Annotated in this window: 13 protein-coding genes and 2 tRNA genes; 5 read left to right on the top strand and 10 right to left on the bottom strand. The window is 44.3% G+C overall.

The genetic code is table 11. The features are described 5' to 3' along the window. Positions 1–19 precede the first annotated feature (19 nt). The 4 genes from SYN_RS06550 to SYN_RS17035 all read right to left on the bottom strand — a co-directional run bounded on the left by SYN_RS06550 (position 20) and on the right by SYN_RS17035 (position 1,840). The gene (locus SYN_RS06550) at positions 20–319 is read right to left on the bottom strand and encodes a hypothetical protein (RefSeq protein WP_011417285.1); all 300 of its coding nucleotides are present in this window, start codon (positions 317–319) and stop codon (positions 20–22) included. A gap of 126 nt (positions 320–445) precedes the next feature. Further along, the gene (locus SYN_RS16780; protein ID WP_041584821.1) at positions 446–667 is read right to left on the bottom strand and encodes an argininosuccinate synthase domain-containing protein; all 222 of its coding nucleotides are present in this window, start codon (positions 665–667) and stop codon (positions 446–448) included. Positions 668–671: 4 nt separating this feature from the next. Beyond that, positions 672–1,571: an argininosuccinate synthase domain-containing protein gene (locus SYN_RS06540; protein ID WP_011417284.1), complete on the bottom strand. Its 900-nt coding sequence runs from the start codon at positions 1,569–1,571 to the stop codon at positions 672–674. A gap of 59 nt (positions 1,572–1,630) precedes the next feature. Then, positions 1,631–1,840 (bottom strand): isochorismatase family protein, encoded by a 210-nt coding sequence (locus SYN_RS17035; RefSeq protein ID WP_158302941.1) that lies wholly within the window; start codon positions 1,838–1,840, stop codon positions 1,631–1,633. Between the two features lie 69 nt (positions 1,841–1,909). Here SYN_RS17035 and SYN_RS16050 point away from each other — a divergent pair. Further along, positions 1,910–3,042, top strand: a protein-coding gene (locus SYN_RS16050) for an IS630 family transposase (RefSeq protein ID WP_148202487.1) whose coding sequence is annotated in 2 segments (ribosomal slippage) — positions 1,910–2,339 and positions 2,339–3,042 — 1,134 coding nt in all. Because the reading frame shifts where the segments join, the coding sequence is not laid out codon by codon here. Here the strand turns inward: SYN_RS16050 and SYN_RS17030 are convergent. The 3 genes from SYN_RS17030 to SYN_RS06515 form a co-directional block, all read right to left on the bottom strand. Then, the gene (locus tag SYN_RS17030) at positions 3,027–3,335 is read right to left on the bottom strand and encodes a cysteine hydrolase family protein (RefSeq protein ID WP_083756456.1); all 309 of its coding nucleotides are present in this window, start codon (positions 3,333–3,335) and stop codon (positions 3,027–3,029) included. The two genes, SYN_RS16050 and SYN_RS17030, sit on opposite strands and share 16 nt — an antisense overlap. 1,117 nt (positions 3,336–4,452) lie before the next feature. Further along, positions 4,453–4,529 (bottom strand) — tRNA-His (locus SYN_RS06520). 9 nt (positions 4,530–4,538) lie between these two features. Continuing rightward, positions 4,539–4,615 (bottom strand) — tRNA-Arg (locus tag SYN_RS06515). A gap of 471 nt (positions 4,616–5,086) precedes the next feature. Between SYN_RS06515 and dprA the strand changes: the two genes are divergently transcribed. The 3 genes from dprA to trmFO are packed head-to-tail and all read left to right on the top strand — an operon-like array spanning position 5,087 to position 9,916. Continuing rightward, a complete protein-coding gene (gene dprA / locus SYN_RS06510) occupies positions 5,087–6,271 on the top strand; it encodes a DNA-processing protein DprA (protein WP_011417281.1) in 1,185 nt (394 codons plus the stop codon). Further along, complete coding sequence (gene topA, locus SYN_RS06505; RefSeq protein WP_011417280.1) at positions 6,256–8,565, top strand: type I DNA topoisomerase; 2,310 nt, start codon at positions 6,256–6,258, stop codon at positions 8,563–8,565. Before dprA ends, topA begins: the two co-directional genes overlap by 16 nt. 25 nt (positions 8,566–8,590) lie before the next feature. Continuing rightward, positions 8,591–9,916, top strand: a complete 1,326-nt coding sequence (gene trmFO / locus SYN_RS06500) for a methylenetetrahydrofolate--tRNA-(uracil(54)-C(5))-methyltransferase (FADH(2)-oxidizing) TrmFO (RefSeq protein ID WP_011417279.1) — start codon at positions 8,591–8,593, stop codon at positions 9,914–9,916. On the opposite strand, the gene SYN_RS06495 is transcribed toward trmFO, so the two are convergent. The 3 genes from SYN_RS06495 to SYN_RS06485 form a co-directional block, all read right to left on the bottom strand. After that, positions 9,913–10,719 (bottom strand): lytic transglycosylase domain-containing protein, encoded by an 807-nt coding sequence (locus SYN_RS06495; protein WP_011417278.1) that lies wholly within the window; start codon positions 10,717–10,719, stop codon positions 9,913–9,915. The two genes, trmFO and SYN_RS06495, sit on opposite strands and share 4 nt — an antisense overlap. A 164-nt stretch (positions 10,720–10,883) precedes the next feature. Continuing rightward, positions 10,884–12,368 (bottom strand): HD domain-containing phosphohydrolase, encoded by a 1,485-nt coding sequence (locus SYN_RS15235; protein WP_011417277.1) that lies wholly within the window; start codon positions 12,366–12,368, stop codon positions 10,884–10,886. Between the two features lie 45 nt (positions 12,369–12,413). Beyond that, entirely contained in the window at positions 12,414–12,629 is a 216-nt protein-coding gene (locus SYN_RS06485; RefSeq protein WP_041584819.1) for a hypothetical protein, read from the bottom strand. A 332-nt stretch (positions 12,630–12,961) separates the two neighbouring features. Between SYN_RS06485 and SYN_RS15230 the strand changes: the two genes are divergently transcribed. Next, on the top strand, positions 12,962–16,222 hold the full coding sequence (locus tag SYN_RS15230; RefSeq protein ID WP_011417276.1) for a methyltransferase domain-containing protein: 3,261 nt from the start codon (positions 12,962–12,964) through the stop codon (positions 16,220–16,222). Positions 16,223–16,322: the final 100 nt, after the last annotated feature.

Raw genomic sequence — 16,322 nt, 5'->3', positions numbered from 1 at the left:
TTCTTGATCCTATCCGTTCTCAGCAGAGGTTCCCCCCAAGGAAAATAATGGAATTGACTTTAACGTTATTGACTTTCCATACTTCAGGTATCCACTCCGATAATCTTGAAAAAATGTGTTCATCCATTTCCATTGCATTATCATCGCCCACCTGATTAAATGCATAACAATAGACACATCTTCTTGTACACTTGTAAGACAGAAACAAATGAAACCAGAACAAAGGAAATTTCTCCCATCTATCTTTTCCCTTCAATCTTCCATCTTCTTTGGCATACATATCCTGTAATTTTATGGCATGTTCTGTCTGTCTTCTCATGAATCAACTCCTCATGAATCAATGTTTTCATCTAAAATTTGGAGGAAGCCAGTCCTGCTTCAATGAGTCTAAACGAAACTATGACTTCAGGCCGCCTCCAGATGTTTGCGGGCGTTCTTTAGCCGGTTAATCTTCGCCTGTTATAGATTGCGGACCGAGGGGCTGACAGTGAGGAATAGCCGCATTCGTGATCCGGACATGCGCGAGAAAGACCTCGATTTCCACATCTCCAGATACGCAGGACTGGAAGCTGCGGCCAACTGCTGACAATTCGCGGCGATTTGCATCGAACCACTCTCCACGATAAACAATTTCCGCCCATTGCTGGTCAATGTCTCGTTTGAGCATGCGATCAGTGTGTGTGGACTGCATCCTCGATGAATCGATGAGCGGCATAAAGAATTGTACTGGCTGGTGATTCAAAAACACCCCGCTGCTTGTATCCAAGTTCCGGAACGGTATCCTCGAAAATGACAATCCTGCCTACCCCATGCTTTGCACCGAATTGCCCACACTGTTCGATGATATCGTTAAGCGGCATAAACTTACCATCAATGGCAATTGGCAATCCATCAGCAAAATGAAGCGTAAAGCGATCGGAGGTGTGTGACGGTGGCCAAATGTCCTGTGTAACTCGGAACACCTTCTTCATCTCGATATCGCTGAGGTCGTTCAGAGGCGCGCCTTCCAGAGCACATCCCCACAGGTTCTCATCCTCAGCGATTTCAGCGCCACGCCCGGGTTCTATACCATTTCGACGAAGAAGTTCGATCTTTTCCGGACGACTAATGCTGCGATGCATGAATGGAGCAAGCGCCGCAAAGTGAGGATACTTAGCACAATGCTTCTCAAGCCGGTAACGCGTATTCTGGTATCGAGTGCAGCGGTTAACCAGGTAGCGTGTTTCGCCGTTCCCAAAAGTGAGTAACGAAGCAGCCGCCTCGACCATGAATGCTCGGGATAGGGGGGTGATCAATGGGTATCCCCAGTACGACCCATTCAATAAAATAGCCTGCGACAAGTAATCACGGGCGAAGTCAGCTCGGCCATCAATGGCGATAAAATCTATTCCGAGGATTTTCGCTCGCTGCTCAGCCCTGTTCACCCTGTCAACAGCCCCTCCCAGGTCGACATAAAGTAACAGCATGTCTTCCCGGCGCAGATCGAGATCTTCCAAAGCGAGGAGCGGGGCTATCGTTGAATCGACCCCGCCGGAGTAGAAAGCGATAGCACGATAATGTTGTTTGATCACTTTGTCTCACCTCTCAGAAGCCGTATAGCATCGTCAGTACTCATGATCGTGGAAAACATTCATCCCTGAATCGCACAAACCACTTTATGGATCATTTCAGCAGACACACCACTAATTGGAATCGATGCTGTAGCATTACGAACAAATAAAACGCTGTACCCTCGTGCATAAGCCTCACAGGCTGTCGTGGCAGCGCACATGAAAGACAGCAGACCACAGAGGAAAAGATGTATTGCTTCGAGTGAATGTAAGAACGTATCTAGTACCACGTAACATATTATAGTTCGCTTTTGTATAAAGTGTGATACACTGGTGACACCATGATAAAGGAGGTCGCCATGTCACCAAGATATCGAGTAACATTGACCCAGGATGATCGTAAAGAATTGGAGGCATTAACACGACGTGGAAAAACACACGCGAGAAGAGTTATACATGCCCGGGCTTTATTGCTTTGTGACGCCGGAATTGATGGGCCGGCATGGAATGTTGCCGACATTGCAAAGGCGCTTGGAATAACAAGCCGCACGATTGAACATTTAAAAAAGCGGTTTGTAACGGATGGCCTTGAATCTGCGATGGAGCGCAAACCACGGGAAAAACCGCCAAGAGAAATCTTGTTTGACGGTGCATTTGAAGCAAGGCTGATCGCCTTGGCTTGCTCAGAGGCTCCCGAGGGACACCAACGATGGACAGTCAGACTTCTTGCCGATAAGGTTGTCGAGCTGAACATCGCTCCATCCATATCGCATATGACTGTGCAGCGGATTTTAAAAAAAACGAACTTAGACCTCACCTCAGCAAGTACTGGAAAATCCCGCCGAAAGGAAGCGCAGCATTTGTAGCCGCGATGGAGGATCTTTTGGAAGTCTACCATCTGCCATATGATGCTGATTATCCGGTGGTATGCATGGACGAGTCTTGCAAGCAAATGATCGGAGAAGTCCGTGAGCCGATACCGTGCAAACCGGGACAACCGGTGCGCGTTGACGACGAATACGTCAGAAACGGCGTCGCAGAAATATTCATGGAAGTGGAACCGTTGGCGGGCAAAAGACATGTGGCGGTGACGGAACGCCGCACCAGGAAGGATTGGGCGTTGCAGATCAAACAGATGCTTGATGAACGCTATCCTGACGCAATCAAAGTGCGACTGGTTATGGACAATTTGAATACGCACAATATCGCCTCACTCTATGAAACATTTGAGCCCAAGGAGGCCAGACGCCTGGCGGAACGGCTTGACATCCATTATACGCCGAAGCATGGAAGCTGGCTCAACATGGCAGAAATTGAACTCAGCGTTCTGAATGGTCAATGCCTTGATCGACGGATCGCCGACATGGAAACCATGCAGGCCGAAGTGGATGCATGGGAAAGAGACCGAAACAACAGCTCCAAAATAATTGATTGGCAATTTACTACCTCAGACGCTCGGATCAAGCTGAAACGTCTTTATCCGAATTTATAGAAGTTACGTGGTACTAGATCATTGTCATAAAAAGCGCCCAGTCCAGATTTTGTAACGACATACTCCCCGTCCAGGGGCGAAACATCACAAACGAATTCAAAATATTTTCTGTTATGTGCGAACATTGAAGCATTTGGATTCTGGCTCACATGACGAACATGCACTAGTGCAATTCCGATCCTTCGGGCTGTATTGACCAGTTTGACTTTGTTTGCCAGGACAAGAGTGCCGCTTGGCAGCCAGAGCGGACATCCGGCGGTAAAGTGCTCTTCCTGCAAGTCGACGCAAAGCAGATGATTGCTGACTCATATTATTGAATTACCCAACTCACATAAATGTGGAAGTATAATTATGTCATTAATAACACATAAAGATAACAGATGTAAAAGCAGATGCAATGATTATTTGAAATCTCTTGAGAAAACTGCGGATAGAGCAGCTTCTGTTTTATACAGAGATCAGTAACGGAAAATCATCATCCTCTCCGTTTCCTTGCCAAAAAAACTTTATCTCTTAAACCTGATGACTTGAGTGACCAGTTCTATAATCGCAGAAGGTTTGGCCGTCATGGTAAATGAATTGGAGCAGTTGATTTATTGATATTTTTACGTTTTATGTGATTCTTGACTTCTTATCTTTGTTAAGATAGTTCGCTTTTTGGAATTGAGTCATAATTTAATCAAGACTGTGGAGGGAAATATGGAAGGCTACCGGGAGACTGAGATGTGCTCACGCTGCCGAGGAAGATGCTGTAGCTTGCAGCCCGGTCACTGTCTGCCGCCAGATTTCGGATCAGCGGAGGCGGTCAAGGAGGCCTTGGTCAGCGGCAGGTATACTATCGTACTGCTTTTGGACTGGAATATAATGGCACGGGTGGTTCGGCCACATTACAAAGATCCTCAGCGGAAGGTGGGCTGCATCTTCCAGCAGGAGAACGGCTGCGAGCTGCCTTGGCCGGCCCGGCCTTATGGCTGCCGCATGTTACGGCCCCGAGAGCGGGACGGTGAACATTGCAAGCCAGAGGGGATATCCATCGAGGAGGCGGCAAGGATGTGGGAACGAAGCGGGTACCTGCCTCCGATATGGTCATGTTTACACCAAATTCCATTGAATGAGTAACCAAACTTCATTGATGTTACGATTAGTTGATGTTTAACATCAACCGGCTGTTTTTATTTTTTCATAGAGCATATTTCTGCAGCAAATCGTTTGTGTTGAGCTTACGGATGGAGTCTGATGATGTCTGGAACATTTATCGAAGATCAGCAAACGTTATAATTATCAATATTATTAAAAATACCCATCATTCCTGTAACACTGAGTCCTATTGATAATGGATGGAAAACGAAAAAAGGCTCTCTTTAAGGGAGCCTTTTTCAATTTAACCCATTGATATCTATCAATGTATTATGGGGTGAGTGAAGGGACTTGAACCCTCAACCTCCGGGGCCACAACCCGGCACTCTGACCATTTGAGCTACACCCACCATAGTATATGGTACGCCAGCAGGGATTCGAACCCGGGACCTACGGATTAGAAGTCCGTTGCTCTATCCAGCTGAGCTACTGGCGCATTGAGACAAGAACAAACCTTTATCGGGGAGGTTCGTTTCTAAACTGCTTTTATTTTTTTGTCAAGGCCCAATATATCATGAGTTTCAACATTCAATGTAATGTCGCAATCTTCGTCCTCATTTCATAACCGCCAGCGACATTGATATGCATACATTTTTTAAAACTGCAGGCTGCAGCAAATCATCAGTTATTACGAAAATGCTTGACACATGAAATTTAATCGATAAAGTTCTCACTTTCGTTGACCACCAGGAGAAAATGGTTGGAAAATATTTATCTTTGTTCCTCTCATTATCGGCAATTAGTTTGCTGGTCTGTCCTTGATCTTGGGAAGATTATTCTTCAATTTTGAAATGCAGCCGCAGCTTCGGTCTGTTATTTGTAATACAATGAAATCAAAATTTCTCCCGAAATCAGGCCGTTTGAAAAAAGAAAAAACGCATGTCATTTCAGGGCCTAAAAAAGTTATATGGAAAATGATGAACTGATATACTGGATGGCCTTACGATCCGTCAATGGGATCGGAAACTTGGGATTCAGATCTTTAATGGATGCCTTTAAATTTCCCCATGATGTCTTTCACGCCTCCTATCAGGATCTGATGTCAGTCCCTGGAATCGGTCCGAAGACGGCATCGCGCATCAAGGCATTTCATGAGTGGCGAAGGCTGGAATATGATTTGAAAAAGCTTCAACAATTGAATATTCATGTAATCACCTTTCATGACAGGCATTACCCTTCACTGCTGAAAACTATTTATGATTACCCTCCAATTCTCTACGTTAAAGGAATGCTGAAGAATGATGATCTGAATATCGCTCTGGTTGGATCACGAACGGCCAGCACTTATGGAGTCTTCACGACAGAAAGACTGGCCAGGGAGCTGGCCTTGAATGGAATCACTGTGGTCAGCGGAATGGCCAGAGGCATCGACTCTGCAGCGCACAGGGGGGCTTTGGCGGGTCGGGGCAGGACAATCGCCGTATTGGGATGCGGTCTTGATATCGTTTATCCTCCCGAAAATAAAAATCTTTATGAAAAAATTGCTGCTGACGGCGCTGTCATTTCCGAGTTGGCACTCGGGACTCCGCCCAATGCCCCTAATTTCCCCCTGCGCAACCGAATCATCAGCGGTCTTTCCCTGGGTGTCGTCATAGTTGAAGCCAATGAACGGAGCGGTTCTTTAATCACGGCGCGAATAGCCCTGGAGCAGGGGCGGGAAGTCTTTGCCGTTCCGGGGAATATAGACTCCCACGGCTCAAGGGGCAGTCACAAATTGATAAAAGAGGGAGCGAAGCTGATTGAAAATGTTGGCGACATCCTGGAAGAAATAATTCCTCAGATCGAACGACGGCGAGAAAATAATCTCCTGAACGAGCAGGAAAAGAACACAGAAACATCAGAGAAGAAAGTCTCCTGTGAAACCAGATCCTGTTCTGCTGCTTCCATCTTTCCTTCTTTCAGTGAAAACGAAGCGCTCATTTTCAATCTCCTGACGGACAAACCTGTCGATATCGATTTGATTATTGAGAAGTCTGGATTAAACATCAATGAGACATTGAATTGTCTCTTGAATCTGGAACTGTACGAAGCGATCTTGCAGTTGCCGGGAAAGCTTTATAAACGTAAGGAGCAATCATGCCGGATTCCCTGATTATCGTTGAATCTCCCACAAAGGTAAAAACTCTAAAAAAATATCTCGGTGCGGACTATGAGGTCCTGGCTTCGAAGGGACATATCAAGGACCTGCCCAAGAAGACGCTGGGCATCGATCCCCAGAATGAGTTTCAGCCGACATACAGCGTCATCGATGACAAGAAAAAGGTCATTGCCGATTTAAAGAAGGCAGCGAAAAATGTCAGCCGCATCTTTCTTGCACCCGATCCGGATCGTGAAGGGGAGGCAATTGCCTGGCACATCGCGGAAGAAATCAAAGCCAAGAACAAGGAAATTTATCGTGTTCTGTTCAACGATCTGACTAAAAATACGATACTGGATGCAATCAACCATCCCGGTAAGCTGGACTTCAATAAATATGAAGCGCAACAGACCAGACGCATCCTTGACCGGCTGGTCGGTTATCAGATCAGCCCCATCTTATGGGAAAAAGTAAAAAGAGGACTCAGTGCGGGGCGCGTCCAGTCGGTAGCTGTCCGGATGATCTGCGACCGGGAAGAGGAGATCAAACGCTTCATCCCCGAAGAATACTGGAACATTTCCGTTCAGTTGAAAGGCGTCACCCCCCCGCCCTTTGAAGCCAGACTCATCAAGATCACCGGCAAAAAGGCAAAAGTAAAGAATGAAGCTCAGGCCAACGAGATTGTGTCTCGCTTATCGGGAGGCGTCAAATCCGGCTCAAAACCAACTATCAATCTATCTGAAGATCGGGATTTGCAGCCGCAGTTTGTTGTCAGCAAACTTGAAAAAAAAGAGGTCAAGAAAGAATCCCTGCCTCCTTTCACAACGAGCAAGCTGCAACAGGAAGCCTCACGTTTGCTGCGTTTCTCTGCAAAAAAAACCATGGCGACTGCACAGAAGCTTTACGAAGGGATTGAACTCGGTGAAGAAGGCCCTGTCGGCCTCATTACCTACATGAGGACGGATTCCGTGCGGATCGCCGAGGATGCTCTGAAGGAGGTCCGATCTTACATCCGTGAAAACTACGATCCTCCATTTCTGCCTGCAAAAGCACGTTTCTTTAAAAGCAAAGGGAAAACGCAGGATGCCCACGAAGCCATCCGTCCCTCGTCGATGAACTACAATCCTCAGAAAATCAAGCACTTTCTGAGTGCCGATCAATTCCGTCTTTATCAGTTGATCTGGAATCGCTTCGTGGCAAGTCAGATGAATCCGGCTCTTTATGATCAAACAACGGTTGAAGTTTCCGCGGATTTTTATACATTCCGCGCCCAAGGGGCGATTCTCAAGTTCCCCGGTTATACCATTGTGTATACCGAGGGCAAAGAAGACAAGGAACAGAATGAGGAAATGGAGTCGGGAAAAATTCTGCCGGACTTGAATGAAGGGGAACGGCTTACTCTCTTGAAAATCACGCCGGAACAGAAATTCACGCAACCCCCTCCCAGATTTTCAGAAGCCTCACTGGTTCGTGAACTCGAAGAACAAGGCATTGGAAGGCCGAGCACTTATGCGGCAATTCTGAGCACCATTCAGGACCGGAATTATGCCCGGCTTGAACAGGGAAAGTTCCATCCTACCGAACTGGGAACGATCGTTACGGAACTTCTGGTAAAAAACTTCCCCAAGGTTATGGACGTTTCTTTCACGGCTTCCTTGGAAAACCAGCTCGACCTGATTGAAGAGGGAAAGCAGAAACGCATCGAAACGTTGCAGGAATTTTATGCTCCTTTCGAGGAAGACCTCAGCAAAGCCAGGCTCGAAATGAAAAATATCAAGCGGGAAGAGACCCCCACCGATCTGATATGTGAAAAATGTCAGAGTCCAATGGTCATAAAATGGGGTAAAAACGGTAAATTCATTGCCTGCTCCAACTATCCCGCATGCAAAAATACAAGAAATATCGAGCAGGGCGAAGGTGTCGAAAGAAGTGCCAAGGGAGGTGAAATGACAGATACGGTTTGCCCGAAATGCGGGAAGAATATGCTCATTAAGCATGGCAGATTCGGTCGTTTTCTGGGATGCTCCGGCTATCCTGACTGTAAGCACACGATGCCTATCAGTCTTGGTGTGAAATGTCCACAGGAAGGATGTGACGGCGAGATAATCGAAAAGCGCACAAAAAAGGGAAGAAGTTTTTTTGGCTGTTCCAACTACCCGAATTGCACCTTTGCTGTCTGGGACAAGCCGATACCGGAGCCCTGTCCTCAGTGCAATTCCCCGTTTCTGGTCGAAAAATACTCTCGCACAGAAGGAAGCTATAAGGCCTGTCCCAACAAGGATTGTGGATACAGGGATGACCAGTCATAAATTCTTGCATTTTAAAGGGAACTAATTGAGCAAAAATGATTCCATAGCCATTATCGGCGGCGGCCTGGCCGGTTGTGAGGCTGCCTGGCAGCTTCTCAATAAGGGTCATTCTGTCACCCTCTATGAGATGAAGCCGGTAAATTTTTCCCCGGCCCATCGGTCCAGTCATCTTGCAGAACTGGTTTGCAGTAATTCACTTCGCTCTAATATCATTGAAAATGCTGCTGGCACGCTTAAAGAGGAAATGCGCCGCATGAACTCGCTGATAATGAGTGCGGCTGATGCCACCTCGGTTCCGGCCGGAAGGGCTTTAGCTGTAGACCGTCGCGCTTTCTCGAAGTTCATTGAGAAAAAACTGAAGGAATTTCCCAAACTGACCATTATTCATCAGGAAATAACTGACATTCCAGCGGACGGTCTGGTGATTATCGCGACGGGTCCACTGACCTCCGACAGCTTATCCCAGAGCATCGCCGGAATAACCGGAAATTCCTATCTCTACTTTTACGATGCAATATCCCCCGTCATTGAAGCGGATTCGATCGATTACGAAAAAGTGTTCAGGGCTTCAAGATATGATGATGACGGCCAAGGCGACTATTTAAACTGCTCCATGGGAAAAGAGGAGTATGAACTTTTCTGGAAAACTCTGACGGAGGGGCAGACCGTTTCTCTTCGAGATTTCGAGGATTACAAGTATTTTGAGGGGTGCCTTCCCATTGAAGTTATTGCAGGCCGCGGGGTCTCAACGCTGCTTTTCGGTCCAATGAAACCGGTCGGTATAGTCGATCCTAAAACTGGCAAGCAGCCTTACGCGGTGATACAACTTCGTCAGGAGAACAGGGAAGCAACCCTTTTCAATATCGTCGGCTTTCAAACCAAGCTGACCTGGACGGAACAGCGCCGAATCTTCAGAATGATCCCCGGTCTCGGGAATGCCGAATTTGCCAGATACGGAAGCATCCATCGGAATACATTCATCAATTCCCCTGCCCTTCTGGAAAAAACCCTGCAATTAAAAACCGCTGAGCATATTTTTTTCGCCGGCCAGATAACCGGCGTTGAAGGCTATATTGAATCAACAGCGATGGGACTGATGGCAGGATTGAGTGTATCCGAATTTCATAAGGGAAAATCCTTCCTTCCCCCTCCCCCGGAAACCGCTATGGGAGCGCTTTTGAATCACATCACGGATACAGACAGTAAACAGTTCCAGCCCATGAACATCAATTGGGGATTGGTTTCTCCCCTACCTGGAAAAGTAAAAAAAAGAGAGCGGGGAGAAAGGTATGCCCATCGCGCTCTCGAATCCCTGGCAAGATGGCAGTCGGAAACTTCAGCAGAACATTAGATCATCATTAAGCTGCTTCTCTTTGGTTCCTCTTCACTTAAATAGCTTGCAGTCACTCTTTCGACATAATTTCTTGTTTCCAGGGGCATTTTTCCGGGACATTTCTCCAGGTTGCCCATCCCCCAGTTATAGGCTGCCAGCGCCAATCGTACATTCCCATGGTAACGGTCCAGCAGTCCCTTGAGATAGCGTGTGCCCGCCATGATGTTTTCCTCTGGATCATAGGCATTTCTGACTCCCAGATCATTTGCTGTCTCAGGCATCAACTGCATCAAACCCATGGCGCCTTTTGATGATGTGCAGTTTGAATTAAAATTGCTCTCAGCTTCAATGACACTTCTTATCAAGTCAGGATTCACATTATATATGCCAGATGCCTTCTTAATGACGGCATCGTAATCATTTTTATTAAATTGAGCGTCACTTATTTGTTCATTATGCAGAGATATTGACACGTCTTCATCTGTGGCGAGGATTGAAGAATATCCGGAAAATATGTCAAACGTCCATTCGATTATATTTTTACTTGTTTCCGGATTCTCCGATATCATGTTCAGCAGATGTTCATCCATCCTGATCTCAACACGTTGAAGCAGGATTTCCATCCTTTTTTGATCTGAAGAAGAAACACTATCTCCTGTAGATACCGGTCTTGTATTTCCAGACCTCATGGTTTCCTTCAATATCCCGCCGAAGCGAGAATCTTTAATATTTTTTTGATTTAATCGGCCAGACGCTGTTTGAAGTTCAAACGGATAGGGGTATTTTTTAAAAGAGACAGTTTTAGAAGATATAATCGACATTTCTGAAATTACTTATCATTTCATTTCGAGCTCATTAATGGCCTCACAAAAATATGAGTAGGAATTCAACTTGAGTAAAAACAACTGGAGTCACCACACGAGAATTTTTCATGAGGCCATTAATGAGCATCACCTAAACAATATGCATAAACTGGTTCAGTTGATTATATGTTTTGTAAAAAACATTCGACAATATGTCCGTCAAATTGCTGATTGCTGTTTTTCCTAAGTTCACCAATAGCATCATCGATTGGCATGGCATATCGATATGGGCGATTGTTTGTCATTGCGTCATAAGAATCCGCAATGGCCAGCAACCTGGATAAAAAAGGGATATTTTCACCCGAAAGTCCATTGGGATATCCTTTCCCATCGTAACGTTCATGATGGTGCAGGATAATTTTTCTTTCTTTTTCCAGAAGCATGACTGGCTTTAATATCCGTTCCCCTATGCCGGGATGACTTTTGATGACCTGATATTCATAATCCATGAGTTTATCAGGCTTGAGCAAAATCCTGTCGGGAATGGCAATCTTGCCGATATCATGCAGCATTCCTGCAATTCGTATGCTCTCGATATCCTCTGATGTGCAGCCCATGCTTCTTGCCACATTCACCGCCAACTCCGTAACCCGACAGGAATGTTCCTCAGTATAAGAATCACGAACCTGTATGGACGCAACCAATGATTTAAACGTATCCAAAAGACTCCGGTAAAGACTTTCATACAGGATCTTATTTTCGACATTGAGTGAAGAACGCTTGGTCAAAATTAATATATAATTCAGTTCCTTCTTAGAGAACCGCTCTCCCCGCCCTTTTTTCCTTATACTTAAAATACCGAATACCTTATTCCTGATCATTAATGGGGCACAGATCAAAGAAGGCGATACTCCGGGATTTTCATCGGAGTGGACAACAACCGCCCCCTTGGCATCCGCTACCTCTTTAAATATATCTGAAATATGGGGCAAGATCTTTAAATTGTAAGTTTCAGGATCAATTCCGGAAATGATTTGGGGATGAAACTGTTGCTCATCCTCTTCATAAAGGAGAAGCGCACAATCTTTTCCTCCGACAATCTGCATTGCCAACTCGACAACATTCTCAAAAATGAAATTATTATCACCAAAGGAATTTTCTATGGCGTCATAAATGTAATTATAAAGCAATAATTCATCAGGCTCATCTCCCAAGAAAAAGTGTTTTATATCCTTTTCTGATTCCCGATTGGATACAGTCTGCTTTTTACGCAAATATAAATTCACTTTAAACAACAGCTCATCGATATCGAAAGGTTTTTTTATAAAGTCTATGGCGCCTTTTTTAATGGCCGAAACGGTCGTTTCAACTGCCGGATACGCCGTAATCATGATCGTCACCGCATTAGACCGGACCTCCTTAATACTTTTCAACAAATCAATTCCACCCATCCCCGGCATCATCACATCACTGATGATCATGTCATAGTCAGCGTTCTGGAGAAGTTTCAAGGCTTCTAAACCATTTTCAGCTTCATTGACTTCATAATTTCCTTCTCGTTCCAATGCCTCTTTGACGACTGTCCGCAGTTGTGGATAATCATCAACAATCAGGATCCTTTTTTGATCGGTCGAATAATTCTCGATTTTCAGTGCACGCTCCATCATTGGTTTTCCCTTACAGGATAATTCCCATCATGTTAAATTCCTGGATCAACACCCCACACTTTTCAAAATAAGATCGCAAATATTATATGATATTTTTTCAAAGGTTGCCGACTTGTCAACAGGCGCACAAGAGATCGCTACAGAATCACGATGAAATTTATTAATGCCAATACCGTTTTGAATGTGATTTTTAAAGGTAGTCTGAGTTTGCTTGTTATATGCTTTAATTACGCTATCAACCTTATAACTTGATATCGTCATGGCGCCACCTTTCTTCTTGAGTTCCTGTTAACCCAACAATTGGATCGGTCAAAATCTAAAATACTTTAGATTTTTTCACCAAATCATCTCCCTTTTTTCACACTAAAAAATAAATTTTTTTATGAATGGATCTTTTATTGCTTTTTATGGCTGCATAAAAAATCCTGTTTACATTTGTGGACACAAGAAAAGTGCCAAAAAAAAATTAAATTTAAAGATGGTCTTGAAAAGGAAGACTCTGGACGAAAAAAAACTGAGTTGAAGCCAGATCGTGACAATAAACCTGCCATTCTTGCATATGAAATTATTGTTGGGAGTTAATATTTAATGCCATGTTGAACAATGATACAAATTTTCAGACAAACGAGACCGAGATAAAGAGGTTGTTTCAAAAAGGAGAAATTTTTTTCAATCAAAACAACTTATTAGGGGCAAAAAATTGTTTTGAGCAAATTATTGCGGCTGATCCTTGTAACCATGAAGCAATTAATAACTTGGGGGTTGTTTATTTCAGTCAAGATAATCTTCAACAAGCCATAAACTTATTTTACAAAGCTCTTTCAATTCACGAGGACTATAAAGAATCATTGAATAATCTTGCCCTCTGCCTGATAAAAAACGAAAATTATGCCACCGCTGCTAAGATTTTTAAAAAAATTTTTAACTCCGGCGATAACAGACCGGAAACATTAATCTCAATTGTAAATTGTCATCTGCAGAGTGGAGAATTCAGCCTTGCCAAGGATTATCTTGTTAAGTTCATACAGGCGTATGGCCAGGACCATAATTTTCTGGAAGTCCAGCAAAGATTAATTGGCGAATTTCGTGATGCTATTCATTCAGATAAATACCCCATTGAAAAGATAATAAAATTTTATATTGACGAAGGGAACGTAACAGTTGCGAAAGATCTTTTAATTCCCCTATTGAAGCAAAGATCTCATAATGGAGAGCTTCAAACTCTCAATGATCTCATTGTAAGAAAAGAAAAACTCAAGCGTTTGCCGATTTCTATTCTCTCTGCGTCCGATCTTCTGGAAAAAGATCCTTTAAGAAAATTAAGATGGGGCGATCATTGGTTTGGTAAAGAATTGGCCGAAGCGCTCTCAACAGAAGGGGCCATTATCTCAAGCAAGGAACCCAAGATACTGATTCATCTGCATGGCATCCCAATTAAAAATATTGAAGAGCCAACATACAATATTTTATGGATACACAGTCATCCTGATATGATAACGCCTCAATTCCTCTCCCTATACGATCATATTTTCTGTCTGTCTCCGCATTTTCTTGAAAAGATCAAAACTATGGACCGGAAATGTGAGCTTCTAATAGGCGGCACGGCCAAACGCCCCCCTCTGAGAGTCAGGGAACTGGCGCATGATATTGTTTTTGTTGCCAATGGCAAGCAAGGCAAGGGAAGAAGAATCATTCAAGATCTCTTAGCACTTGGAAAGAACTGGTTGGATCATCTCGAAGTATGGGGCGAGGGATGGGACGGAATCCTTCCTGAGAAATGTATACGCGGCATTTACTTTGACAATAAAAAACTCCCCGATTTGTATGCCTCTTCGAGAGTTGTACTGAACGACCATCATGATGACATGCGTCGCGAAGGCTTTCTCAATCCGCGAATTCTTGATGTCATGGCTTCCGGAGGTGTCGTGATTTCGGATTCACTTTCCGGTGCAGGAAAAATTTTTGGAGAAGCCTTACTAACCTACAGTTCACCGGCAGAGCTGGACCAAATTCTTCATCGTCTCTTCGAAGATAATTTTTATAGACAACACATAAGAAAACAAGGGCTTGAAGTTGTCGAATCATATTCTTTCAAGAAAGTAGCTCAAAAGATTATCCGGCACATTCTTTCAATCGATGAGAACAAGCTGGAAAAGCGGGTGAAGAATTTTTATATGGAAAAAGTATGGGCGCCGGTGAAGGGAAAACTGAACACCGATCGAATTCGACGATTGAAAGAAGTCACCGCAGAACAATGCATAGGCTCCACCTTGGATGTAGGGTGCGCCAACGGGGACTCCACCGTTATCATGAAAAGACACAATCCGTCTCTCGATTTGACAGGCATGGAGTTGACGGATTGGGGATACGAGGATGCGATAAAGAATCATCCTGAGTTGAGATTTGTTCAGGGAGACGCAAAGCAACTTCCTTTTTCTGATCAATCTTTCGATACGGTTGTTCTAGATCATATCATAGAACATTTCAGCGATCCTGTACCATTGATTCTTGAAGCAAAACGAGTGGCGCGGAAAAGAGTTGTTATCGGTATCCCCATGATGCACTTGAATGATCCCGATCATAAGATCGCCTGGCGGCTCGATGATTTCAGAAATCTCCTGCTTGGCTTCTTCCCTCGTTTTTCAGTTCGCGGTATGCGTGAGCCGGATGGTATTGAAGTCAGCAGCGCCGCACATTGGAATTTTGTAGTAGGAACGGGATATATGGAAGGCAACGACAGAAAGGAAATGCCCACAATACAGCCACTGAATCTTCACCTTGGATGTGGTCAGCGCAGATTGGATGGTTTTTTAAATATTGACATCATCCCCTCTTCCGCCGTTGATCTTCTCTGCGATAGTCGTCGACTTCCTTTCCCTGCAGGAACCGTTTCCAGAATTGAAACATATCATATGATTGAACATCTTCCCCGCCACGTTTTTCTAGAGGCGGTTTTTGAATGGAATCGTGTTCTCGAGGAAGGCGGTACATTAGTCATCGAATGTCCGGACTTTGATGCAACTATCAAAGAGTACATGGAAGGAAAGAAATTCAGGATCAATAATGTCTTCGGCCTTCAGAGACACCCCGGGGACTATCATCATTTTGGCTACACATTTCAAAATCTTGCAGAAATACTTCAAGAATTTGGTTTCCGGGAAATTTGTCAAGAAGAGCCTACAGATTATCACGCGCAGGATGAACCATCGATGAGACTTATAGCCATGAAGGTTCACCAAATTCAGCGCCCTGTGGATATACAGGGCTTGTCGATTCAATATGTTCGACAGACATATGCTAAGGCTATAGAATCAGATCAAAAACGCAAAAGTCACAACTTTAAGAACTTCCCAGAAGGGCCAATCAAACTTGATATTTGTGGAGGCGAATTTCCCTATGGAAATGGATTTCTTAATGTAGATATCAGGGCTCTACCAAATGTTGATATTGTAGCTGATATTACAAAGGGACTCAACTTTTCTGACCGCAGTGTCGATGAAATATTAAGCTGCGGTACGTTAGAACATTTTTATATTCCAGAAGTCCTGGAAATCCTCAAAGAGATGCGACGTATCTTGAGACAAGGAGGAAAACTTACAGTAGCGGTACCCAATATGAAGGAAATCCTTTCTTCTTTTCAGCAAGGCGAGATGAATTTCCAGTTATTTAATCAGTATATTTATGGTTCTATACAAAAAGATCTTAACCCCTATAATGTACATCGCAGTCTCTGGGATGCAGAACATATGATCTATGCCATGAAAGAAGCCGGTTTCCTGAATGTAGAAGAGCAGCCTTACGATCTTCCTTTCCATATACCAAAGTATATGCTTAAGGTCGTCGGAATCGCTTAAGAAATGCAGCAACAGGCATTCTGTATGATTAGTATCGGACAGGATAATGTAAATGTAGCTGAGATTTTTCCGGTCGTCACTTCTCAGCACCGTCCCTTGA

Source organism: Syntrophus aciditrophicus SB, assembly GCF_000013405.1.
Taxonomy (GTDB): Bacteria; Desulfobacterota; Syntrophia; order Syntrophales; family Syntrophaceae; genus Syntrophus; species Syntrophus aciditrophicus.
The sequence above is the reverse complement of the archived record's forward strand: the minus strand, read 5'-3'. Positions and strand labels throughout refer to the sequence as shown.

What these genes read in the sequence shown, in the direction of transcription:
- SYN_RS06550 (WP_011417285.1), bottom strand. Translation starts at nt 319, where the DNA reads ATGAGAAGACAGACAGAACATGCCATAAAATTACAGGATATGTATGCC.
- SYN_RS16780 (WP_041584821.1), bottom strand. Translation starts at nt 667, where the DNA reads ATGCTCAAACGAGACATTGACCAGCAATGGGCGGAAATTGTTTATCGT.
- dprA (WP_011417281.1), top strand. Translation starts at nt 5,087, where the DNA reads ATGGAAAATGATGAACTGATATACTGGATGGCCTTACGATCCGTCAAT.
- topA (WP_011417280.1), top strand. Translation starts at nt 6,256, where the DNA reads ATGCCGGATTCCCTGATTATCGTTGAATCTCCCACAAAGGTAAAAACT.
- SYN_RS06495 (WP_011417278.1), bottom strand. Translation starts at nt 10,719, where the DNA reads ATGTCGATTATATCTTCTAAAACTGTCTCTTTTAAAAAATACCCCTAT.
- SYN_RS15235 (WP_011417277.1), bottom strand. Translation starts at nt 12,368, where the DNA reads ATGATGGAGCGTGCACTGAAAATCGAGAATTATTCGACCGATCAAAAA.
- SYN_RS06485 (WP_041584819.1), bottom strand. Translation starts at nt 12,629, where the DNA reads ATGACGATATCAAGTTATAAGGTTGATAGCGTAATTAAAGCATATAAC.
- SYN_RS15230 (WP_011417276.1), top strand. Translation starts at nt 12,962, where the DNA reads ATGTTGAACAATGATACAAATTTTCAGACAAACGAGACCGAGATAAAG.